This window comes from Guptibacillus hwajinpoensis, from assembly GCF_001039475.1.
GTDB lineage: Bacteria > Bacillota > Bacilli > Bacillales > Guptibacillaceae > Guptibacillus > Guptibacillus hwajinpoensis.
In genome coordinates this window covers 1-21,266 of sequence record NZ_LELK01000011.1, presented here as the reverse complement: position 1 = coordinate 21,266, position 21,266 = coordinate 1, and the positions used below count along the sequence as shown (strand labels likewise).

Here is a 21,266-nt window from a genome sequence, read left to right as displayed (position 1 = left end):
CATCATTGGCATTATATTATATTAGCATAGCCCGTCTATGAAGTCAAAGGATAATTTAATAAATTACTTGACTGCTTTTAGAATATAGTATCCTTTCTTTTTCACGACGGTTTCAACATGCTGAAACATTTCTTCTAGCTTATTGATAGCGGATGGCGCTCCCTGTTTCTTTTGAATTACAACCCAGAGTGTACCACCTTTTTCTAGAACGTGGTGGGCTTCTTCTAGAATCCCATGAACAACTTGCTTACCCGCGCGTATAGGAGGATTTGTAACGACTGAAGCAAAGGTTTTGTCCTTCACTGCACTCAATTGATCACTCGCCATAACACTAAGATTGTTTACACCATTCTTAATCGCGTTGTTCATGGCAAGCTCAGTCGCACGCTCATTAACATCCAGCAAATAAAAACGACGATTTGAAAATTCAGAAGCAAGCGATATGCCGATTGGGCCATAGCCACATCCAACATCTACAATATCCCCTTCAATCTCAGGCTCTTCAAATGTTTCGATAAGGAGCTTACTCCCAAAATCGACTTCTTTCTTTGAAAAAACACCAGAATCAGTCGTGAATTGAAAACGGCTGCCGCGCAACTCTTCAGCGATACGATTCCGATCACTTTTCACACTTGGATTCTTCGTATAATAATGTTCTCCCATTGCTTTCCCTCTTTTCATCGCCATTTCTAAAAGCCTATCCATTCCTACTATTTTATCATAACCAAAAATAGTAGCGCCCAATAACAAAAAGCTCGCTTTTAAAAGCGAGCTTTTGTTTCAGACAATCAATTACTTAACTTCTACTACTGCGCCAACTTCTTCAAGCTTGCCTTTAAGCTCTTCAGCTTCTTCTTTAGCAATACCTTCTTTGATAGAGCTTGGAGCGCCGTCAACTAGTTCTTTAGCTTCTTTCAAGCCAAGACCAGTGATTTCGCGAACTACTTTGATAACCTTGATCTTGCTGCTTCCAGCACTTTCAAGAACTACATCAAATTCAGTCTGCTCTTCAGCAGCACCTTCTGCTGCGCCACCTGCTGCTGCTACTGGAGCTGCTGCAGTTACACCAAATTCTTCTTCGATTGCTTTAACTAGGTCGTTAAGCTCAAGAACTGTCATTTCTTTGATTGCTTCAATGATTTGCTCGTTACCCATGAGTAAATCCTCCTTAATTTTTGTTTTATTTATACCAATTGATAGACGGTAATGTTACGCGCCTTGTTCTTCCTTTTGATCAGCCACAGCTTTTGTAGCAAGTGCCATATTGCGCATCGGTGCTTGTAGCACAGATAGCAACATAGAAAGTAGTCCTTCGCGGTTTGGTAGATCCGCAAGTTCTTTGATCTTTTCTACTGATACAACGCCGCCTTCAATTACACCAGTCTTGATTTCAAGAGCTTCGTGATTTTTAGCGAAGTTGTTCAAGATTTTAGCAGGAGCAACAACATCTTCATTGCTGAACGCGATTGCCGTAGGTCCGACAAGGTGTTCATTCAAATCAGTAAGTTCAAGCTCTTCTGCTGCGCGGCGAGTCATTGTGTTCTTGTAAACACGGAACTCAACGTTTGCATCACGCAATTGCTTACGAAGCTCAGTTACTTCAGAAACATCAAGTCCACGGTAATCAACAAAGATTGTTGATTGGCTATCACGTAGTTTGTCTGCGATTTCTGTAACTAGTTGCTTCTTCTGTTCAACTATACTGCTCATAGTTCCACCTCCTAAAGAAATGTATCTATACCGCCCTGGAATATGAGGTCATATAAAAAGCCTTCACATCCGAAGACATGAAGGCTTAACGATTACATACGTATCGAATCACTTCACACCTCGGCAGGATATTAAGTGCAAGAGCACTCCTGCTGTCTACGGTACAGAAAGTATTAATTTATCAAACAACATTCACAAGTATATTCAATAGCTACGCAAATGTCAACAGCTAATTTAATTAGCGGTAAGTTGATGCGTTAACTTTAACACCAGGTCCCATTGTAGATGTAACCGAGATGTTTTTAAGGTACGTGCCTTTTGCGGCTGCAGGCTTAACTTTCACAAGTGTCTCCACAAGTGTGTTCAAGTTTTCTACAAGCTTGTCAGCTTCGAAAGATACCTTACCGATCGGTGCGTGGACGTTACCAGCACGATCAACACGGTACTCTACTTTACCAGCTTTGATTTCGTTAACAGCTTTTTCAACATCGAAAGTAACTGTTCCAGTTTTCGGGTTTGGCATTAAGCCTTTTGGTCCTAGTACACGACCAAGCTTACCAACTTCACCCATCATATCTGGAGTTGCAACGATTACGTCAAAGTCAAACCAACCTTCGTTGATTTTAGCGATGTAATCAGCTTCTCCAACATAGTCAGCGCCTGCTGCTTCAGCTTCTTTCGCTTTTTCGCCTTTTGCGAAAACAAGAACGCGTTGAGTTTTACCAGTTCCGTTTGGAAGTACAACCGCGCCACGAACTTGCTGGTCGTTTTTCTTAGGGTCTACTCCAAGACGAATTGCTGCTTCAACTGTTCCATCAAAGTTTCCTACAGAAGTCTTTTTCACAAGTTCAACTGCTTCTTGAGGCTCATAGAAAGTTGTACGTTCAACTAACTTGGCAGCCTCCTGGTATCTTTTACCTCTTTTTGCCATTTTGTGTTCCTCCTTGAATGTGGTTTAGCGGATTAACCTCCCACTATTTATGACGCCAAATGATCGACATCATAATAAAAGTTGCGAACCTGTAAACAACAGGCAGGAATCCCTTTTAATCGCAACGGCTTGTGTAACATTAGTCTTCGATCGTAATTCCCATGCTACGTGCAGTACCTTCAACCATACGCATTGCAGAATCTACATTCGCTGCGTTAAGGTCTGGCATTTTTGTTTCAGCGATTTCACGCACTTTATCACGCTTCACAGTCGCAACTTTGTTGCGGTTTGGTTCACCAGAACCTGACTCGATACCTGCTGCTTTCTTAAGAAGAACTGCAGCTGGTGGAGTTTTAGTGATAAATGTAAATGAACGGTCTTCAAAAACCGTAATTTCTACTGGGATGATCATACCAGCTTGGTCAGAAGTACGAGCATTAAACTCTTTACAGAATCCCATAATGTTAACTCCAGCTTGACCTAGTGCAGGTCCTACTGGTGGTGCAGGATTTGCCTTCCCAGCCGGGATTTGCAATTTAACAACCTTGATTACCTTTTTAGCCACGCGACACACCTCCTTAAGTCCGTGATGTGGTATTTGGGTGTTTACACCCTCCCACCTTCTATATCAATTGAATGTCTCGATTAGTATGAGACTCATGAAACATTAAAATTCTATCATTAATCGAAAAGTTAAGCAAGGACTTTTCTATTAGAACTTCTCAACCTGCCCGAAATTAAGCTCAACAGGCGTCTCTCTGCCGAACATATTAACGTGCACTTTCACTTTACCTTTGTCAGTATCAATACCTTCAACAGAACCTACAAAGTCTGCAAATGGTCCTTCTTTAACTTTAACTTTCTCTTTCAGTTCGAAGTCCACGTCTGCTTTTGGTTGCTCCATTCCCATTTGCTTAAGAAGTGATTCTACTTCTTCAGGAAGCAAAGCAGTAGGTTTAGATCCAGCACCACTAGATCCTACGAATCCAGTTACGCCAGGCGTGTTGCGCACAACATACCAAGAATCGTCCGTCATGACCATCTCGGTAATAACATAGCCAGGAAAGACTTTCTTCATAACTGTCTTTTTCTTACCATTCTTGATTTCTGTTTCTTCTTCTACCGGGACGAGTACACGAAAGATCTTGTCTGTCATGCCCATTGTTTCAACCCTTTTTTCAAGGTTGGTTTTTACTTTGTTTTCATACCCCGAGTACGTATGAACAACATACCATCTTTTTTCCATATATGCAGGACTGTTGTCCTTCCCTCCCCAGCTCATTTACTCTCTCATTCTAACCTTGAGAATGATTTTTTATAACGAATTATCCTAAAATGAGGCGGATTAACGAGGAAATACCCTGGTCAATTAGCGCAAAGAACACCGCTATTAAAATAACTGTCGTAACAGTTACGATCGTATAGCGAGTTAATTCTTTACGTGTAGGCCAGCTCACCCGCTTCATTTCACTTGCGACATTACGAAAGAACTTACCAGAACGTTGAACAATACTTGCCATTACTTGCTACCCCCAATTAATCTGGCGGAAAACTCCCCCGAGAATCTATTTTGATGCTGTTTGCCCCGCGGCAAACGAACCCTTTGAGGCATTACTTTGTTTCGCGATGCGTCGTATGGGCATCGCAGTATTTGCAATACTTTTTAACTTCGATGCGGGCCGGGCTTGTCTGTGAGTTTTTCATAGTTGTATAGTTTCGGCTGTTGCATTGAACACATGCTAGTACTGCTTTTTTACGCATAATGACACCTTCCTAAGCCGCGCAGTTGTGAAGTTTGTATTTAAAGCTCTTCTAAACTAAAAAAGACCAAAATAAAAAAACGCTCAGCGACACTGTGACGTTCCTACAAACCTGACAAAAAGTTTGACATTCTTACTTTTATCACTTTATCACAGCGTGTTTCAGCGTGTCAATAAAGCCTCCAAAGGCACCACAAAGAAAAAACAGGGGAGATCCCCTGCCTTTTTTAAAAACCTATTATAAGCTTGTCCCTATCAAAGGCTGACTTCTCGTAGCTCAAGATATCTCTCAAGCTTTCGTTTCACACGCTGTAAAGCATTGTCAATCGACTTTACGTGACGATTTAAATCAACCGAAATTTCCTGATAAGAACGTCCATCAAGATAAAGCATAAGAACTTTTCTTTCTAAATCGCTTAAAATTTCAGACATTTTAAGTTCGATATCATCAAATTCTTCCTGATTAATGATTAATTCCTCAGGATCAGTAACTTTTGTGCCGCAAATGACGTCTAGTAATGTCCGGTCAGATTCTTCATCGTAAATAGGCTTATCAAGCGATACGTAAGAATTGAGCGGGATATGCTTTTGTCTCGTAGCGGTTTTAATAGCTGTAATCATCTGCCGGGTGATACACAGTTCGGCAAACGCTTTAAAAGATGAGAACTTGTCTCCTCTAAAATCACGTATAGCTTTGTAGAGACCAATCATCCCTTCTTGAATGATGTCTTCTCGGTCTGCTCCAATAAGAAAATACGACCTAGCCTTAGCGCGCACGAAATTTTTATACTTCGTAATTAAATGTTCCAACGCTCTGCTGTGACCTTCATGTACCATGATGACGAGCAATTCATCATCAAGTTGATCAAATGCTACGTGTTCCAGGTGTCTTTGGTCTACTGTCAGTTGTTCTTGATCTACCGTGGTTTCTTTGAGGTCTACTGTGCTCAATATGCGTTCCCCCCGACCAGTACGCTATATAGAAATATTATACAGTACGTGTCGAAAAATCGTCAACCTACTATTTTCCACCTCTTCGCCATTTTTCAAATATTTCGCTAACTTCCTCTGATAAATACAGGCCTGATGAGCGATTCTTACGATTCTCGGTATCTACTCTTTTTTCGATTCCCTTTTCAATCCGCTGCATTTCATTATACAGCTCCCGTGCAGATTTCCTTAACGCTCCCTGTCCAAAGATCGCCCATTGCTCAGTATAATCAGAAGTAGCAACGTGAATTTGAGTCCGAATCCCTTTAAGCTCTCGAGCCATTTTTTCAATTCGTTCATCCGCTGTTTCGTTTTCCCTTGTGTAAATAACTTCCACTCGGTACTGGCTATGACGCTTCTCTATCCCATGTGAGAGGTGAGCGTCAAAAACGACGATCACCTGATAACCTGTATATGCCTGGTATTCAGCCATCTTCTCAATAAGGAGTTCTCGGGCTTTACTGAAATCTTTCTCTTTTAGTGACCTTAACTCAGTCCAGGCCCCTATGATGTTATACCCATCAACTAACAGCACGTCCATAATTTACTCCCCCAGAGGATGACGTTGACGATAAACCTCATACATCATTAACCCGGCAGCTACAGATGCATTCAGTGATGTAACCTTACCTGCCATTGGAAGACTAACAAGAAAGTCGCATTTGTCTTTAATAAGTCGACCCATTCCTTTTCCCTCGCTACCAATAACAAGTCCTATTCCCATATCATAATCAGCTTCTCTATAATCCTGACCGCCTTGTGCATCCGTACCTACAAACCAGATTCCTCGCTCTTTCAGTTCATCCATTGTTCGTGCAAGATTTGTTACACGCGCAACAGGAATGTATTCAATTGCACCTGTAGAGGATTTTGCTACAGTAGATGTTAATCCTACCGCTCTTCGCTTTGGAATAATAACACCGTGTGCACCAGCTGAGTCGGCCGTTCTTAGAATAGACCCTAAATTATGTGGATCTTCGATTTCATCAAGAATGAGAAATAAAGGAGGTTGTCCCGAGTCTTCTGCCTTTTTAAACAGATCCTCTAGATCGGCATATTCATAGGCAGCGATAGACGCAACGACTCCCTGGTGGTTACTTTCACCTGACAATTGTTCAAGTTTACGTTTTGGAACGAATTGTACAAGAACATTTTGTTCTTTTGCTTTTTGAATAAGGTTTTGCAGTGGTCCTTTCTGTGAACCTTCGTTAATCCAAATTTTATTAATTTCATGACCTGAGCGTAAGGCTTCAAGTACAGCATTACGCCCAACAATAAATTCTTTATCCATCAGACTTCACTTCTTTCTTTGGTTCTTCTACGAATTTGTATAGGTCTTCTAATAATTCATCTACTCTCTCTTCATTTCCCTGTAAGTAGTGATAGCCAAACAAGGCTTCAAGAGCCGTTGAGTATTTATACGTACTAACACTTGTATTCTTCGGCACTGTACCTGATTTGGCGTTACGCCCTCTCCGTACTACACCCGCTTCTTCTTCAGAAAGTACTCCTTGGTTAAGGACCTGGTGTAGAAACGCTGCCTGAGCTTTTGCAGAAACGTACTTCGTTGCTGTGCGATGTAGCTGGTTCGGTCGAATATGGCCCAGCAAAAGAAGTCGTTTCCTAACATTGATTTCAATTACTGAATCCCCCATATACGCAAGCGCCAGAGAATTTAGTTGTTTCACATCCAATTCCTTCATCGCTTACATCCTCTTCCAGCGAACGCCCTGAGGTGTATCCTCAAGAAGAATGCCCTGGTCTTTTAATTCATCACGAATTTCATCTGCTCTAGCAAAATTACGCTCTTTTCTTGCGTTATTCCGCTCTTCAATCAATTGGTCAATATCTTCATCTAGAAGGGCCTTTTCTGCTCTGAAAGAAACGCCAAGTACTGAACCAAAATCATTAAATCGCTCAATTAACAGTTCAAGCACTTCTTTTGAAGAATTAGAACCTTGAAGATAGAGATTCGCTTCTTTTGATAATTCAAACAGTATAGATATAGCATTAGCGGTATTAAAATCATCATCCATCTCTTCTACAAACCGTTGGCGAAACTCTTCGATCTTTTCTTTCCAAGCCGCCACATCTTCAGCAAGGTCTGCGCTATTTTCTAACCGATGTTCAAGATTTTCTACAGTGTCTTTAATCCGATCCAACCCTGTTTTTGCACTTTGAAGCAACTCATGATTAAAGTTAATCGGGTTACGGTAGTGAACGGACAGCATAAAGAAGCGAATGGCTTCTGGATCATGCTGTTTAATTAAGTCATGCACTAGAACGAAGTTACCTAGTGATTTTGACATTTTCTCATTGTTAATGTTGATATACCCGTTATGAAGCCAGTAATTCGCAAAAGTGTGCCCAGTTAACGCTTCCGTTTGAGCAACCTCGTTCTCATGGTGTGGAAATGCAAGGTCTTTTCCTCCCGCATGAATATCAATTGTATCTCCAAGATACTTCTGAGCCATCGCGGAGCATTCGATATGCCAGCCAGGTCGCCCTTCTCCCCATGCACTTGACCAGGAGATCTCACCTTCTTTAGCTGCCTTCCACAGTGTGAAATCAAGAGGGTCTTCCTTCTTCTCACCCACACCAATACGTGAACCGAGCTTCAGTTCATCGATTGATTGATGAGAAAGTTTACCATATCCTTCGAATTGTTTTGTTCTGAAATACACATCACCTTCAGATTCATACGCAAAATCCTTCTCGATAAGTGCTTCGATAAATGCAATGATTTCATCCATATTCTCTGTTACTCTTGGATGTTCATTAGCTCGTTTAACGCCAAGTGCACCTGTATCTTCATGATAAGCCTCAATAAAGCGCTCAGCGACATCCGGAACCTCTTCACCAAGCTCATTAGCAGCTCGAATTAATTTATCATCCACATCAGTAAAGTTAGATATATATCGCACATCGTATCCACGATACTCAAGATAACGACGAACAACATCAAAAACGATGGCTGGACGAGCATTTCCAATGTGAATGTAATTGTAAACGGTTGGCCCACATACATACATCTTCACTTTTCCCTCTTCAATCGGTTGAAAAGACTCCTTCTTCTGCGTCAAAGTATTGTATAACTTAATCGCCATAACTTTCACTCCTCTTTCTTAGGCTTTGGACTTCCTCTTTTAGTGCGAGCATTTCTTGCTCCATTAATTTAAATTTATCTGCAACCGGATCCGGCATTTTATGATGATCAAGATTATGAGGCACTTTAACACCGTTTTGAATAACGACACGTCCTGGTATACCTACGACAGTAGAATCCTCTGGCACATCTTGCAGAACAACTGACCCTGCCCCTACTTTTGAATTCTGTCCTATTGTAATGGAGCCAAGCACTTTAGCACCTGTGGCTACGAGTGTATTGTCTTCAAGTGTAGGGTGTCGCTTTCCTTTTTCTTTACCTGTTCCACCAAGGGTTACACCTTGAAAGAGTGTAACGTTATTACCGATCTCACAAGTTTCACCTATGACAACACCCATCCCGTGGTCAATGAAACAGCGTTCTCCAATTGTTGCTCCAGGGTGTATTTCGATCCCTGTAAAGAAACGACTAAGTTGGGAAACCGCTCTTGCAAGAAAAAAGAATTTTTTCTTCCAGAACCAATGAGCAACTCGATGTGACCAAATGGCATGAAGACCTGCATAGGTCAAAATCACTTCAAAGTAACTTCTTGCAGCAGGGTCCTGATCAAAGACAACATCAATATCTTGTTTCAACGTCTTCCACAAATCCTCCACTCCTCTCTTCTCATGACTCCACGAGATACGCTTGACATGAATACCTAATAAAAAAAGCGCCTCTGTGTGATCATTCCATCACACAGAGACGCCTATTGCGTGGTTCCACTCTGCTTCGAATTCTCTTATAGAAAGAAAATTCCTTTCACCGATAACGGCGGCGCCGCTCCTGCATAATGGCCACTATGGCTTTCTGTAGGAGACTCAGAGGTGCATTTCAATGTGTGAATTCTTAAGTCACTTTCAGCCAGGGGTGACTCTCTCTACAAAGAATTCAACTCATTTACTTCTCCTCATCAACGATTGTATTTCTATAGTATAGCTTTATTTACTCATTGATATAACTTGATTTAAGCGAGCATTAACAGCCTCTCTACCAAGGAGAGAAATAGCCTGCGGAAGCTCAGGTCCATGTGTTTCACCAGTAGTTGCAACACGGATTGGCATAAATAATTTCTTACCTTTGTGACCTGTTGCCTTCTGTGTTGCTTTAATAGCAGACTTGATTGCAGCAGGCTCAAACTCCTCTACACTTTCAAGCTGATCAATAAATCCTTGCATTACTTCTGGTACCTGTTCTTCATTTAAAACGGTCATTGCTTCTTCATTATACTGAATTTCTTGTTTAAAGAACAACTCAGTAAGCTCGACAATTTCCCGTCCATAGTGAAGTTGCTCCTGATAAAGCGAAATAAGCTCTTTTGCCCATTCCATTTGTTCAGGCGTCATCTCAAGCGGGAACCTACCAGCCTCAACTAAATGTGGAAGAGCAAGCTCAACTACGCGCTCGATACTCGCTTCTTTAATATATTGGTTATTCATCCAGTATAACTTTTGTGAATCAAATACAGCTGGAGATGTCGATAAACGCTCTGGATCAAAGATCTCAATAAGTTGATCTTTAGTGAATAGTTCTTCTTCCCCTTTAGGTGACCATCCAAGTAGCGTCACAAAGTTAAACAACGCTTCAGGAAGAAAACCTAAATCATGGTATTGCTCAATATATTGAACGATCGATTTATCACGCTTACTAAGCTTCTTCTTCTGATCATTAACAATAAGAGTCATGTGACCAAACTTAGGCGGCTCAAAACCAAATGCTTCATAGATCATAAGCTGCTTTGGTGTATTTGAAATGTGATCATCTCCACGTAGAACGTGAGAAATCTTCATATGATGATCGTCTAGCGCAACAGCATAGTTGTAAGTTGGAATTCCGTTTTTCTTCACAATAACAAAGTCGCCGATTCCATTAGATTCAAAGGATACACGGTCTTTTACAACATCATCAAAAGCATATTCCTTGTCACGTGGAACAGCGAAGCGAATACTTGGCTCTCTTCCTTCACTTTCCATTTTCTCACGCTGATCCTCTGTAAGGTGACGACACTTTCCAGAATAACGCGGCATCTCGCCACGCGCGCGCTGAGCTTCGCGTTCTGCTTCCAGCTCGTCCTCTGTACAATAACACTTATAAGCTAACTCTTTTTCTAGAAGCTCTTTTGTATGTTCTGTGTAAATGTCGAGACGTTCCATCTGACTATAAGGGCCATACTCTCCCTCTTTATCAACACTTTCGTCCCAATCCATTCCAAGCCATTTTAAGTAATCAAGCTGATTCTCTACTCCGCCTTCAACATTACGCGACTGATCTGTATCTTCAATACGAATGATGAACTTGCCATTCTGACTTCTCGCAAATAAATAATTAAATAAAGCTGTTCGTGCATTCCCAATATGTAAATATCCTGTTGGACTTGGGGCATAGCGCACCCTTACTTCGTTTCCCATTCTATCCACCACCATTAATTTTTATCTTTAACTGTCTTATTATTTTACCATTAGAGTCAAATTATCGGTCAAGTCTTTTGAAGCAGGACTACAACCTCAGCAGCAATTCCTTCGCCCCTACCAGTAAACCCTAGCTTTTCAGAAGTCGTTGCTTTCACATTCACTTGACTAAGGTCAGCTTCTAGAAGGCTTGCGATCACTTCACGCATTGCCGTTATATGAGGAGCCATTTTGGGAAGCTGAGCGATAATTGTGCAGTCTATATTCCCAAGAATGTATCCTTTTTCCTTCACAATTTGGAAGACGTGGCGAAGAAGTTCCTTCGAATCTGCATCTTTAAAAGCTTCATCTGTGTCGGGAAAATGTTTTCCAATGTCCCCTTCACCGACAGCCCCAAGACATGCATCCGCAACAGAGTGAAGTAGCACATCCGCATCCGAATGGCCTAAAAGTCCTTTTTCGAACGGAATCGTTACTCCTCCAATAATACACGGGCGGTTCCCTACTAACTTGTGTACATCAAATCCATGACCAACTCGCATTACATTCCACTCTCCTTCTTCTCTCGCAAAATCGCTCTAGCAAAGATTAAATCCTCAGGGGTTGTTAATTTAACATTCCAATAGTCTCCAAGGATCACATGTACCGAACGACCGTTCATTTCTACAAGACTAGCATCATCTGTACCGACAATTTGATGCTCTTCAGCCCAGCGATGAATTTCTTTAATAACAGACAGACGAAAAGCCTGCGGAGTCTGCACTGCCCACAAGCTTGATCGATCAATGGTTTGCTTGACCTCCAGTTCGTCCACCTGTTTAATAGTATCTTTAACTGGCACAGCTACTATTGCACCATCATAATATTCTGCTGCTTTAGCGGCTTCCCTTACAACTTCATGCGTAAAAAATGGACGGGCACCATCGTGTATTAAAACGATTTTATCTCCATCAAGTGCTTTAAGTCCTTCGTATACACTTTGCTGTCTTTCCTTACCGCCTGTTACAATTTGCGTTACTTTAGTTAGTTCATGAGTCTGTATAAGAGAACGAAATTCGTCATGTTCCCGCTCATTTACAGCAAGCACAATCTCTTCACAATACTCATCACTTTGAAAAACCGATATCGTGTGAACGATAATCGGTTTTTCTTCTAGCATAATAAATTGCTTGTTTCTCCCTGCGTTCATCCGTTTTCCCTGACCAGCCGCAGGAATAACCACTGAATACTTCAAACCTAGAACCCCCGTCGCCTATCGCCTAAAGTGCTTTTTCAAGAAGTTTGGGCTTCGCAAAAATCATCCGCCCAGCTGATGTTTGCAACACACTCGTCACAAGCACATCAATTGTTTTACCTATATAGTTTCTTCCTTCTTCTACTACAATCATTGTACCATCATCTAAATAAGCAACGCCCTGGTTATATTCTTTCCCATCCTTAATGACCTGAACGTTAAGCTCTTCGCCTGGAAGAACAACCGGCTTCACAGCATTTGCTAAGTCATTAATGTTCAATACTTGAACTTTTTGTAGTTCACAGACTTTGTTCAAATTAAAATCATTTGTAACAACCATACCATTAACAAGTTTCGCGAGTTTAACAAGCTTGCTGTCTACTTCTTGTATTTCTTCAAAGTCACCTTCATATATTTCAACGTTCACTTCAAGTTCTTTCTGGATCTTGTTCAAAATATCAAGTCCACGTCGACCACGATTACGCTTTAAAACATCAGACGAATCAGCTATATGCTGTAATTCTTCAAGAACAAACTGAGGAATAACAAGCGTTCCTTCTAGAAAACCAGTTTGGCAAATATCTGCGATTCTACCATCGATGATGACACTTGTATCAAGAATTTTAAGCTTAGAAGAACCAGCATCGATCTCGTCTTCATCAGCATCTTTCTTTTTATCCTTGCCTTTGTTATTAATGAACAGATTAATCAGTTCATCACGTTTCTTAAAGCCTACCTGGAAGCCAAAGTAACCACAAAGGACAGATATAAAGATTGGCAGAACATTACTAACAACCGGGAGATTAATTTCAGCCAGAGATACGTTTATTAAAAATGCAACTATAAGTCCAATAATCAGTCCAATTGACCCAAATAGTACGTCTCCAACCGGTGCTTTCACAACCTTTTCTTCAATAAGTCTTATAAAGTCTACAATATAATCTGTCACCCAAAAAGTTGCTAGAAAGAAGAGCACAGCTCCTATTACAGCTCCTGCATAAGAGTTGCTAAATACCGAAGGAAGATCCCCTATATTGAGTAATTGTATTAAATCTGGTAAATATACTAAGCCCAGCGCTCCGCCTAAAATGATAAAAAACAACTGCACGATCCACTTTATCATTGACGTTTTCACCTCCTTTTAACATTATAAACAAATTATCAAAATTGAAACGTATATCCTTGAATTATGCAAAATTTATAGTATGATTATATGTTAACTTTCATTACTCTAAATTAATTATAGATTAGCACAGCCCCAATTGAATGTCTATTTGATCGCACTAGATATGGCGATCTACAAACAATTGTTCTTGAATTCGCTTTAAACCCTCTTTAATCTTCTTTGCGCGTATAGCGCCAATTCCATCTACTTGATCTAGTTCCTCTATGGACGCTTTGGATATTGCATTCAGGGTATCGAAACGTTCCACTAGATTCTCAATGATATTTGAAGGCAAGCGCGGAATCTTATGTAGAATACGATAGCCCCTTGGCGTTACATTCACATTCTGGTCAGCATAGCCTAGAATTCGCATAATCGAATTTTCCTCAAGAAGATCGTCGCTGGTCAGTTTCTTCAGTCTCTTCATAACGTCTGCTGGCGTCTCGTCTACTTCTTTCACATAATCGCCAATTAACCACTTGGCTTCATCTTCAAGATTGGAAACAAGTTCCTCCATTTGCATGCTAATAAGTCGACCTTCTGTTCCTAGTTCGTTAATATAATTTAAAATCTCTTTTTTAATTCGAAGAACCATCTCAATACGATGAATCACTTGAGCTACCTCTTGGAGAGTAACAAGCTCCTCAAATTCTAGAGCTCCTAGATCTGTTATTCCCTGATCTAGTACCGACTTATATTTCTCAAGTGTCTGCATAGCTTGATTTGCTTTCGTAAGAATTACGCCAATCTCTTTAAGAGAATATCGGATACTTCCTTGATAGAGAGTAATAACGTTGCGCCGTTGAGAAATAGATATCACTAGATTACCTGTTTGCTTGGCAACTCGTTCTGCTGTTCGATGCCGGATTCCGGTTTCCGTTGAAGAAATTGAGGTTTCTGGGATGAGCTGAGTATTCGCATATAAAATCCTAGATGCTTCTTTATTTAAGATAATAGCCCCATCCATCTTAGCAAGTTCATATAAGTATGCTGGTGTGAACCGACATTCAATTGAAAAACCACCGTCGACAAGATCTTGAACTTTTCCATCATACCCAACAACAATTAATCCTCCAGTCTTAGCTCGGAGAATATTATCAATGCCGTGTCTCAACTGAGTTCCTGGCGCTACTATTTTTAGGATTTCATTTATAACTTCTTGCTGCTTATCTATCTCCATTTACTGCCCTCCTAACGCCTCATTTAATGCTTCGTCTACAGTTTGGACACCAATTACTTGAATCCCTTCTGGGAAAGTCCAACCACCTATATTTTTCTTAGGAATGATTGCGCGTTCAAATCCAAGCTTAGCTGCTTCAATCACACGCTGTTCAATACGTGAAACACGTCTAATCTCACCAGTAAGACCAATTTCTCCAACGACAATATCTGATGGTCTTGTTGGCTTATCCCTAAAGCTTGATGCAATTGATACAGCAATAGCAAGATCGATAGCCGGTTCATCAAGCCTGACGCCACCTGCAACATTTAGATAGGCATCCTGGTTCTGAAGTAGAAGACCAACTCGTTTCTCTAGGACTGCCATTAGTAGTGATACACGATTATGATCTATTCCTGTAGCGGTCCTACGCGGGTTACCAAAGCTAGTCGGTGAAATAAGTGCCTGAATCTCTACGAGAACTGTTCGAGTTCCTTCCATCGAAGCGACAACAGTTGAGCCAGCTGCACCCGAAGATCGTTCTTCTAGAAAGATTTCTGAAGGGTTAAGCACTTCTTCAAGTCCCTCTTCTTTCATTTCAAACACACCTATTTCATTTGTTGAACCGAAACGATTCTTAACCCCACGGAGAATCCTAAACGTGTGATGTCGTTCACCTTCAAAATACAGAACAGCATCAACCATATGTTCAAGAAGTCGCGGTCCTGCTATCGACCCTTCTTTCGTAACGTGACCAACAATGAAAATAGCAATGCCTCTTGTCTTAGCAATTCTCATAAGCTGTGATGTACACTCTCTTACTTGTGAAACGCTCCCCGGAGCTGAAGTGACTTCTGACCTGAATATCGTCTGAATTGAGTCAATAATGACAAGTTGGGGGTTTATTTCTTCAATCGCTTTACTAATATACTCAAGATCTGTCTCCGCTAATACAAATAATTTTTCTGCATCGACTCCTAAACGATCTGCACGTATCTTCGTTTGCTTAACAGACTCCTCACCTGATATATACAAAACGGGATGATCTTGATCAGCAAGTTTTGATGATGTTTGCAGTAAAAGCGTTGATTTACCAATACCCGGGTCTCCTCCAACAAGTACGAGTGAACCTGGAACAACTCCTCCTCCTAATACACGATCAAGCTCCGTAATTTGCGTAAAAATTCTCGGCTCCATTTCTTTTTGTATACTTCGAATTGACGTTGCTTTACTCATCGTCCCTTCATCAGAAGTTACAAATCTTCTACGATCATTATCTGAAGGTAGAAATTCTTCAACCATCGTATTCCACTGGTGACAGCCCGGACACTTCCCCATCCATTTTGGAGATTCATACCCACAATCCTGACACATGAATTTCGTTTTTTTCTTTGCCATCCTTCTTCCTCACTTTCGATAGTACAGCACATGTTGTTTAGACTAAGCTTATCATAAATTACAAGTTCATATGACCTTGTACAATTCTCATTATTGTAGTACTTTTATACCCATTCCCTTAAATAGAGACAACCACTCTAAAAAAATTAGAAAACCGGAAGACAATTGCCTTCCGGTTGGTTCTTCTAGGATGATGTAGCTTCAGAAAGTGTTTCTACTGAGAAGTTTTCATTTTGATAATCGATTTTTACTCTTTGACCTTTTTCAATGTTGCCTTTTAATAACTCTTCAGAAAGACGATCTTCAATATGACGCTGTAGTGATCTTCGAAGTGGTCGAGCTCCGTAGTCTGGATCGTAACCTTCTTCAGAGATTTTATCTAAAGCAGAGTCAGTTAGTTCAAAATCAATACCATGGTCTGATAAACGTGCTTTAAGACTATTGACCATTAAGACAATGATTTCTTTAAGGTGTTTCTTCTCAAGAGAGTGGAAGACAATGGTTTCGTCAATACGGTTCAAGAATTCTGGACGGAAGGTTTTCTTTAAATCGTCCATTACTTTACCCTTCATATCACTGTATTCCTGACCTTCAGAGCCCGTTGTAAAGCCAACGTATTTATTGCGCTTCAGCGTGCTTGCCCCTACGTTTGAGGTCATGATAACGACGGTGTTACGGAAATCAACAACTCGACCTTTGGAATCTGTTAAACGGCCATCTTCCAGAACTTGGAGCAAGATGTTAAACACATCTGGATGTGCTTTTTCAATTTCATCTAGAAGGATAACTGAATAAGGTTTGCGGCGTACTTTTTCAGTTAATTGTCCGCCTTCTTCATAGCCAACATATCCTGGAGGTGAACCTACTAGTCGTGATGTTGAGTGTTTCTCCATATACTCAGACATATCAATTCGGATAACTGAATCTTCTTCACCGAATAACGTTTCTGCAACGGCGCGAGCTAGTTCAGTTTTACCAACACCAGTTGGTCCTAAGAAGATAAACGAGCCAATTGGACGTTTCGGATCTTTTAGTCCAGCACGTGCTCGACGTACCGCTTTCGAGATCGACTTAACTGCTTCTTCCTGACCAATTAAGCGATTATGAAGGATTTCCTCCATTCTTAGAAGACGCTCTGTTTCCTGTTCTTCTAATTTAGAAACCGGGATACCGGTCCAGTTTGCAACGACGATCGCAATATCTTCAGGAGAAACTTCTTGGTTCTCTTTCCCTTGTTTTTCTTTCCATTCCTTCTTCGTTTGTTCAAGCTGTTCGCGTAAACGTTGCTCTGAATCACGTAGGGAAGCTGCTTTCTCAAACTCCTGACTTTGAACAGAAGCATCTTTTTCTTTACGCACTTCTTCTAACTTTTTATCAAGCTCTTTCAAATTTGGTGGTGCTGTATATGAACGTAGACGAACTTTCGAAGCTGCTTCGTCTATTAAATCAATAGCTTTATCTGGCAAGAAGCGATCTGAAATATATCGGTCTGACAGCTTAACTGCTGCTTCAATTGCCTCATCAGTAATAGTTACACGGTGATGGGCTTCATAACGATCGCGAAGACCTTTTAGAATTAATGCTGATTCATCACTTGTAGGTTCATTAACCTGAATCGGCTGGAAACGACGCTCAAGAGCGGCGTCTTTCTCAATATACTTACGGTACTCATCAAGGGTAGTTGCTCCGATACATTGTAGCTCACCACGTGCTAGAGCAGGTTTAAGAATATTCGATGCATCAATCGCACCTTCCGCGCCACCAGCACCAATTAGCGTGTGAAGTTCATCAATGAATAGAATGATGTTACCTGCTTGACGAATTTCGTCCATCACTTTCTTCAAGCGATCTTCGAATTCCCCGCGATATTTCGTTCCTGCTACAACGGTTCCCATATCCAGAGTCATAACGCGCTTATCACGAAGCGTTTCTGGTACTTCGTTATTAATAATTTGCTGAGCTAAACCTTCAGCAATGGCTGTCTTACCGACACCTGGTTCACCAATTAGAACTGGGTTGTTTTTGGTACGGCGACTAAGCACCTCGATAACACGTTCAATCTCTTTGCTTCGGCCAATTACAGGATCAAGGCCATTGTCACGTGCAATAACTGTTAGATCTCTAGCTAAACTATCTAGTGTTGGTGTATTTGCACTGGCACCTCCAGCTTGATGGCTAGATGAAGAACTTTCATTGCTTCCTAACAGTTGCAATACTTGTTGACGCGCTTTGTTTAAGCTTACTCCAAGATTGTTAAGCACTCTTGCAGCTACGCCTTCACCTTCACGGATAAGCCCTAGTAGGATATGCTCAGTACCAACGTATGAATGACTTAATTTACGAGCTTCATCCATTGATAATTCAATTACCTTCTTAGCCCTTGGAGTATAGTGGATTGACTGGACAGAATCCTGTCCACGGCCAATTAACTTCTCAACTTCTTTTTGAATCTTTTCTGAACCAAGTCCTAGCGCCGTCAGCGCTTTTGCAGCAATTCCTTCACCTTCGCGAATTAAGCCTAGAAGAATATGTTCTGTTCCTACATTGTTATGACCAAGTCGAATCGCTTCTTCCTGTGCTAAAGCAAGTACTTTCTGGGCACGTTCTGTAAATCGTCCAAACATCATTGTTCATCACCCTCCGATTTCTTCGATAGTTGATATTCTAGTTCAAGTCGTTCTCTTATTAAAGTAGCTCGTTTGATATCCCGTTCTGTCGGGGTTAAGCTTGCGCCAGCAAATTGCTGTAGAAAGCCTGGCTGAGTTAAGATGAGCAACTCAGTCAGAATCGATTTGGATAGGCCTTTTACAAGTCCTAAATCAATTCCTAATCGAACGTCTGAAAGACATTTAGCTGCTTCTTTTGATTGAATAATTCTGCTATTCTCAAGGATACCAAGTGATCGATAAACACGATCCTCAAGCTCAATTCTAGAATTATCAAGTAACGCGCGTCTCGCAGCTCTTTCCTTCTCAATGACCTGCATAACAACACCCTGGAGATCTTCGATAATATCAGTCTCTGTTTTACCAAGTGTAATTTGATTTGAGATTTGAAAGATATTACCCAGCGCTTCACTTCCTTCTCCATAGCTTCCTCTTACAACGAGGCCAAGTTGGTTTATAGCAGGAATAATGTGATTTAACTGTTGCGTTAGAACTAATGCAGGAAGGTGCAACATTACTGAAGCCCTCATACCAGTTCCAACATTAGTAGGGCAACTTGTTAAGTATCCTCTTCTTTCATCAAAAGCGTAATCAACCTTACTCTCTATCCAGTCATCAAGAGAATTAGCTAAATTAAATGCCTTTTTAAGTTCAAAACCAGCTACTAGACATTGAATACGAAAATGGTCTTCCTCATTGACCATAATGCTAACTGTTTCATTTTCACTGAGAAGAACAGCACCATTTTTGGATTGCTCTATTAGATTACGACTAATAAGGTGCTTCTCAACAAGTACTCTTTTTTCAATGGGTTTGAGATCTTCCATCTCAAGTAGTTCAAGTTCCCCAATATGGTCATCAGGCACATCATTAAATTCACTTCGGACCTCTTTGATAACCTCTAAATTCTGTTCACGATCGGAAAGAATCGGGAAGACATAATTTTTTAAGTTTCGAGCGAATCTAACTCTACTACTCATGACAATGTCTGAATCCGGACCTTCATCTTTCATCCAAGGGCTTACAGCTTCACTGATAAATCGCTGAAGTGACATTATTCTCCTCCTTCCCAAGAAGTTCGTTGTTCTAGGGAACGAATGATATCTCTTGTTTCAGCAGCTTTTTCGAATTCTTCAAGTTCGATGTATTCTTTCATCTTACTTCGAAGGTTCTGTACTTTACGCTCAATTTGTATGGCAGCACCTGCTCGTGTAGGCACTTTACCAGTATGAGCAGTATTGCCACCATGTACTTTCTTAAGTATCGGATCAAGTTTGTCTGCGAACGTTTTGTAACACACTGAGCAACCAAAACGACCAATTTTCGTGAATTGCTGATAAGATATACCGCATTTCGGGCAATTAGTCTGCTGCTGTTTGTAAAAAGATTGTGCGGGACTATCCCCAATAGGTGTTTCGAAATTAAGTAATCCCGATAATAAGTTATGGATAGAAAAATGGTTAGTGCCTGGCTCAGCCTCACCTTTTTCTTTAGCGCATTTTTCACAAATATGAATTTCTGTTTTTTCACCGTTTATTATTTTGGTGAAATGAAGCGTAGCTGGGCGCTCACCACATTCTTGGCATGTCATCCGGCAACCCTCCCCTTTTATCCTTAAAGGTAGTTATTATTTATATTTTAATGCTATAAGCATTGCACGCAACATATTTGCTCGCAAATGATCTCGTAACGGTAGTTCTATTGTAATCACAGTACGATCAAGTACGCTTAACATTAACTTCGCTTCTCGTTCCGAAATTACCTCTTCTTCTAGCAAACGAAGGATAATATTTTCAGAAACTACCTGTGGAACTTGATTTTTAACAAGGTGTAACATCTCATCAATTAAATCAGCGTGGGTTTCGGGTTTGACCTTAACAATTCTTATATAGCCCCCTCCACCTCTCTTACTTTCCACAATGTACCCTTTTTCAATCGTAAAGCGAGTATTAATAACATAATTAATTTGAGAGGGAACACATTGAAATTTATCCGCAATTTCACTTCGCTTAATTTCAACGGCATCCTTGCCATCCACCATTAGTATTTTCTTTAAGTAAGCTTCGATAATATCGGAAACATTCCTCACTTATTTCCCTCCTCTCCGTCTCCATACTGACTTTGACTATATTTGACGTTGAGTATATTATAACGCGTTTATGTAGGATTGCAAAGAGACAGGCTTCTGCGTCTGTCCTATTCAAGCATTACCATTTTAGATAGAATAAAAACACTTAAACCGTCTCTTTTTTTCTTGGTTTTTCAAGAGGTGTTTTATACGTCTCAATTAATCAGAGGAGAAGATAATATATATATTGTTGTTTTTTCTTAGTGATCTAACCTAGTCTATTACCACTCTATCTTTTAACAATACCCTTTTGATATAGTTGACTAACTTCTATTTTATTCTTGACTCTGCATGAACCACTTAAGTACTGTCCAATTAATAGGAATGATAGAGGGGTATAGAGAGCTAATAGGAATGACATATATTCTAAAGATTATTAAACATAAAAAAAGTCAGAGATCAAATGATCTCTGACTTCTCATCGTTGCCCAGCGACGTCCTACTCTTGCAGGGGGAGATCCCCCAACTACCATCGGCGCGAGAGCTTAACTTCCATGTTCTCACACGGGGCGCGATAAGCGGCGAACTTCTTCGTCAGCTGCGCGATGCCAGATCCTCATGGATCTCCCGAA

24 protein-coding genes and 2 other annotated features are annotated in these 21,266 nt (G+C 40.7%); all 24 genes read right to left on the bottom strand.

Annotated features, from left to right (window positions below):
• Window positions 1–63: 63 nt before the first annotated feature.
• Window positions 64–663 carry a class I SAM-dependent methyltransferase gene (locus AB986_RS19440; protein WP_048313313.1) on the bottom strand — a complete coding sequence of 200 codons (600 nt, stop codon included), beginning with the start codon at window positions 661–663 and terminating at the stop codon, window positions 64–66.
• Window positions 664–792: 129 nt separating this feature from the next.
• Window positions 793–1,155 (bottom strand): 50S ribosomal protein L7/L12, encoded by a 363-nt coding sequence (gene rplL, locus AB986_RS19435; protein WP_048313312.1) that lies wholly within the window; start codon window positions 1,153–1,155, stop codon window positions 793–795.
• Window positions 1,156–1,209: 54 nt separating this feature from the next.
• Window positions 1,210–1,710, bottom strand: coding sequence for a 50S ribosomal protein L10 (rplJ, locus tag AB986_RS19430; protein WP_048313311.1), 501 nt, complete (start codon window positions 1,708–1,710; stop codon window positions 1,210–1,212).
• Window positions 1,711–1,754: 44 nt separating this feature from the next.
• Window positions 1,755–1,890: a sequence feature (ribosomal protein L10 leader region), on the bottom strand.
• Between the two features lie 58 nt (window positions 1,891–1,948).
• Window positions 1,949–2,641 (bottom strand): 50S ribosomal protein L1, encoded by a 693-nt coding sequence (gene rplA / locus AB986_RS19425; protein ID WP_048313310.1) that lies wholly within the window; start codon window positions 2,639–2,641, stop codon window positions 1,949–1,951.
• 139 nt (window positions 2,642–2,780) lie between these two features.
• Window positions 2,781–3,206: a 50S ribosomal protein L11 gene (gene rplK, locus AB986_RS19420; RefSeq protein WP_048313309.1), complete on the bottom strand. Its 426-nt coding sequence runs from the start codon at window positions 3,204–3,206 to the stop codon at window positions 2,781–2,783.
• A gap of 147 nt (window positions 3,207–3,353) precedes the next feature.
• Window positions 3,354–3,887 carry a transcription termination/antitermination protein NusG gene (nusG, locus tag AB986_RS19415; protein ID WP_048313308.1) on the bottom strand — a complete coding sequence of 178 codons (534 nt, stop codon included), beginning with the start codon at window positions 3,885–3,887 and terminating at the stop codon, window positions 3,354–3,356.
• A gap of 79 nt (window positions 3,888–3,966) precedes the next feature.
• Window positions 3,967–4,161 carry a preprotein translocase subunit SecE gene (secE, locus tag AB986_RS19410; protein ID WP_048313306.1) on the bottom strand — a complete coding sequence of 65 codons (195 nt, stop codon included), beginning with the start codon at window positions 4,159–4,161 and terminating at the stop codon, window positions 3,967–3,969.
• A 91-nt stretch (window positions 4,162–4,252) separates the two neighbouring features.
• Window positions 4,253–4,402 carry a 50S ribosomal protein L33 gene (rpmG, locus tag AB986_RS21930; protein ID WP_084006666.1) on the bottom strand — a complete coding sequence of 50 codons (150 nt, stop codon included), beginning with the start codon at window positions 4,400–4,402 and terminating at the stop codon, window positions 4,253–4,255.
• Between the two features lie 254 nt (window positions 4,403–4,656).
• Window positions 4,657–5,307, bottom strand: a complete 651-nt coding sequence (gene sigH, locus AB986_RS19405) for an RNA polymerase sporulation sigma factor SigH (protein WP_048313364.1) — start codon at window positions 5,305–5,307, stop codon at window positions 4,657–4,659.
• 115 nt (window positions 5,308–5,422) lie between these two features.
• Window positions 5,423–5,932, bottom strand: coding sequence for an NYN domain-containing protein (locus AB986_RS19400; protein WP_048313304.1), 510 nt, complete (start codon window positions 5,930–5,932; stop codon window positions 5,423–5,425).
• A gap of 3 nt (window positions 5,933–5,935) precedes the next feature.
• Window positions 5,936–6,682 carry a 23S rRNA (guanosine(2251)-2'-O)-methyltransferase RlmB gene (gene rlmB / locus AB986_RS19395; RefSeq protein WP_048313303.1) on the bottom strand — a complete coding sequence of 249 codons (747 nt, stop codon included), beginning with the start codon at window positions 6,680–6,682 and terminating at the stop codon, window positions 5,936–5,938.
• On the bottom strand, window positions 6,675–7,094 hold the full coding sequence (locus AB986_RS19390; protein WP_048313302.1) for a Mini-ribonuclease 3: 420 nt from the start codon (window positions 7,092–7,094) through the stop codon (window positions 6,675–6,677). Before AB986_RS19390 ends, rlmB begins: the two co-directional genes overlap by 8 nt.
• A gap of 3 nt (window positions 7,095–7,097) precedes the next feature.
• Window positions 7,098–8,498 (bottom strand): cysteine--tRNA ligase, encoded by a 1,401-nt coding sequence (cysS, locus tag AB986_RS19385; protein WP_048313301.1) that lies wholly within the window; start codon window positions 8,496–8,498, stop codon window positions 7,098–7,100.
• Window positions 8,488–9,144 carry a serine O-acetyltransferase gene (gene cysE / locus AB986_RS19380; protein ID WP_048313300.1) on the bottom strand — a complete coding sequence of 219 codons (657 nt, stop codon included), beginning with the start codon at window positions 9,142–9,144 and terminating at the stop codon, window positions 8,488–8,490. Before cysE ends, cysS begins: the two co-directional genes overlap by 11 nt.
• A gap of 90 nt (window positions 9,145–9,234) precedes the next feature.
• Window positions 9,235–9,462 (bottom strand) — a binding site (T-box leader).
• A gap of 15 nt (window positions 9,463–9,477) precedes the next feature.
• The gene (gene gltX, locus AB986_RS19375; RefSeq protein ID WP_048313299.1) at window positions 9,478–10,944 is read right to left on the bottom strand and encodes a glutamate--tRNA ligase; all 1,467 of its coding nucleotides are present in this window, start codon (window positions 10,942–10,944) and stop codon (window positions 9,478–9,480) included.
• 68 nt (window positions 10,945–11,012) lie between these two features.
• Window positions 11,013–11,486 carry a 2-C-methyl-D-erythritol 2,4-cyclodiphosphate synthase gene (gene ispF, locus AB986_RS19370; RefSeq protein WP_048313298.1) on the bottom strand — a complete coding sequence of 158 codons (474 nt, stop codon included), beginning with the start codon at window positions 11,484–11,486 and terminating at the stop codon, window positions 11,013–11,015.
• Window positions 11,486–12,178 carry a 2-C-methyl-D-erythritol 4-phosphate cytidylyltransferase gene (ispD, locus tag AB986_RS19365; protein ID WP_048313296.1) on the bottom strand — a complete coding sequence of 231 codons (693 nt, stop codon included), beginning with the start codon at window positions 12,176–12,178 and terminating at the stop codon, window positions 11,486–11,488. Before ispD ends, ispF begins: the two co-directional genes overlap by 1 nt.
• Window positions 12,179–12,203: 25 nt before the next feature.
• Entirely contained in the window at window positions 12,204–13,301 is a 1,098-nt protein-coding gene (locus AB986_RS19360) for a PIN/TRAM domain-containing protein (protein WP_048313295.1), read from the bottom strand.
• Window positions 13,302–13,461: 160 nt separating this feature from the next.
• Complete coding sequence (gene disA / locus AB986_RS19355; protein WP_048313294.1) at window positions 13,462–14,523, bottom strand: DNA integrity scanning diadenylate cyclase DisA; 1,062 nt, start codon at window positions 14,521–14,523, stop codon at window positions 13,462–13,464.
• A complete protein-coding gene (gene radA / locus AB986_RS19350) occupies window positions 14,524–15,900 on the bottom strand; it encodes a DNA repair protein RadA (RefSeq protein WP_048313292.1) in 1,377 nt (458 codons plus the stop codon).
• A gap of 185 nt (window positions 15,901–16,085) precedes the next feature.
• Window positions 16,086–18,527 (bottom strand): ATP-dependent protease ATP-binding subunit ClpC, encoded by a 2,442-nt coding sequence (gene clpC / locus AB986_RS19345; protein ID WP_048313290.1) that lies wholly within the window; start codon window positions 18,525–18,527, stop codon window positions 16,086–16,088.
• Complete coding sequence (gene mcsB, locus AB986_RS19340) at window positions 18,524–19,621, bottom strand: protein-arginine kinase McsB (RefSeq protein ID WP_048313289.1); 1,098 nt, start codon at window positions 19,619–19,621, stop codon at window positions 18,524–18,526. Before mcsB ends, clpC begins: the two co-directional genes overlap by 4 nt.
• A complete protein-coding gene (gene mcsA / locus AB986_RS19335) occupies window positions 19,621–20,157 on the bottom strand; it encodes a protein-arginine kinase activator protein McsA (protein WP_048313288.1) in 537 nt (178 codons plus the stop codon). Before mcsA ends, mcsB begins: the two co-directional genes overlap by 1 nt.
• Before the next feature lie 36 nt (window positions 20,158–20,193).
• Entirely contained in the window at window positions 20,194–20,655 is a 462-nt protein-coding gene (locus tag AB986_RS19330) for a CtsR family transcriptional regulator (RefSeq protein ID WP_048313287.1), read from the bottom strand.
• Window positions 20,656–21,266 lie beyond the last annotated feature (611 nt).

Excerpts from the sequence above, each read along its gene's own strand:
- AB986_RS19440 (WP_048313313.1), bottom strand. The coding sequence starts at position 663 with ATGGGAGAACATTATTATACGAAGAATCCAAGTGTGAAAAGTGATCGG.
- rplL (WP_048313312.1), bottom strand. The coding sequence starts at position 1,155 with ATGGGTAACGAGCAAATCATTGAAGCAATCAAAGAAATGACAGTTCTT.
- rplJ (WP_048313311.1), bottom strand. The coding sequence starts at position 1,710 with ATGAGCAGTATAGTTGAACAGAAGAAGCAACTAGTTACAGAAATCGCA.
- rplA (WP_048313310.1), bottom strand. The coding sequence starts at position 2,641 with ATGGCAAAAAGAGGTAAAAGATACCAGGAGGCTGCCAAGTTAGTTGAA.
- nusG (WP_048313308.1), bottom strand. The coding sequence starts at position 3,887 with ATGGAAAAAAGATGGTATGTTGTTCATACGTACTCGGGGTATGAAAAC.
- secE (WP_048313306.1), bottom strand. The coding sequence starts at position 4,161 with ATGGCAAGTATTGTTCAACGTTCTGGTAAGTTCTTTCGTAATGTCGCA.
- rpmG (WP_084006666.1), bottom strand. The coding sequence starts at position 4,402 with ATGCGTAAAAAAGCAGTACTAGCATGTGTTCAATGCAACAGCCGAAAC.
- AB986_RS19400 (WP_048313304.1), bottom strand. The coding sequence starts at position 5,932 with ATGGACGTGCTGTTAGTTGATGGGTATAACATCATAGGGGCCTGGACT.
- rlmB (WP_048313303.1), bottom strand. The coding sequence starts at position 6,682 with ATGGATAAAGAATTTATTGTTGGGCGTAATGCTGTACTTGAAGCCTTA.
- AB986_RS19390 (WP_048313302.1), bottom strand. The coding sequence starts at position 7,094 with ATGAAGGAATTGGATGTGAAACAACTAAATTCTCTGGCGCTTGCGTAT.
- cysS (WP_048313301.1), bottom strand. The coding sequence starts at position 8,498 with ATGGCGATTAAGTTATACAATACTTTGACGCAGAAGAAGGAGTCTTTT.
- gltX (WP_048313299.1), bottom strand. The coding sequence starts at position 10,944 with ATGGGAAACGAAGTAAGGGTGCGCTATGCCCCAAGTCCAACAGGATAT.
- ispF (WP_048313298.1), bottom strand. The coding sequence starts at position 11,486 with ATGCGAGTTGGTCATGGATTTGATGTACACAAGTTAGTAGGGAACCGC.
- AB986_RS19360 (WP_048313295.1), bottom strand. The coding sequence starts at position 13,301 with ATGATAAAGTGGATCGTGCAGTTGTTTTTTATCATTTTAGGCGGAGCG.
- disA (WP_048313294.1), bottom strand. The coding sequence starts at position 14,523 with ATGGAGATAGATAAGCAGCAAGAAGTTATAAATGAAATCCTAAAAATA.
- radA (WP_048313292.1), bottom strand. The coding sequence starts at position 15,900 with ATGGCAAAGAAAAAAACGAAATTCATGTGTCAGGATTGTGGGTATGAA.
- clpC (WP_048313290.1), bottom strand. The coding sequence starts at position 18,527 with ATGATGTTTGGACGATTTACAGAACGTGCCCAGAAAGTACTTGCTTTA.
- mcsB (WP_048313289.1), bottom strand. The coding sequence starts at position 19,621 with ATGTCACTTCAGCGATTTATCAGTGAAGCTGTAAGCCCTTGGATGAAA.
- mcsA (WP_048313288.1), bottom strand. The coding sequence starts at position 20,157 with ATGACATGCCAAGAATGTGGTGAGCGCCCAGCTACGCTTCATTTCACC.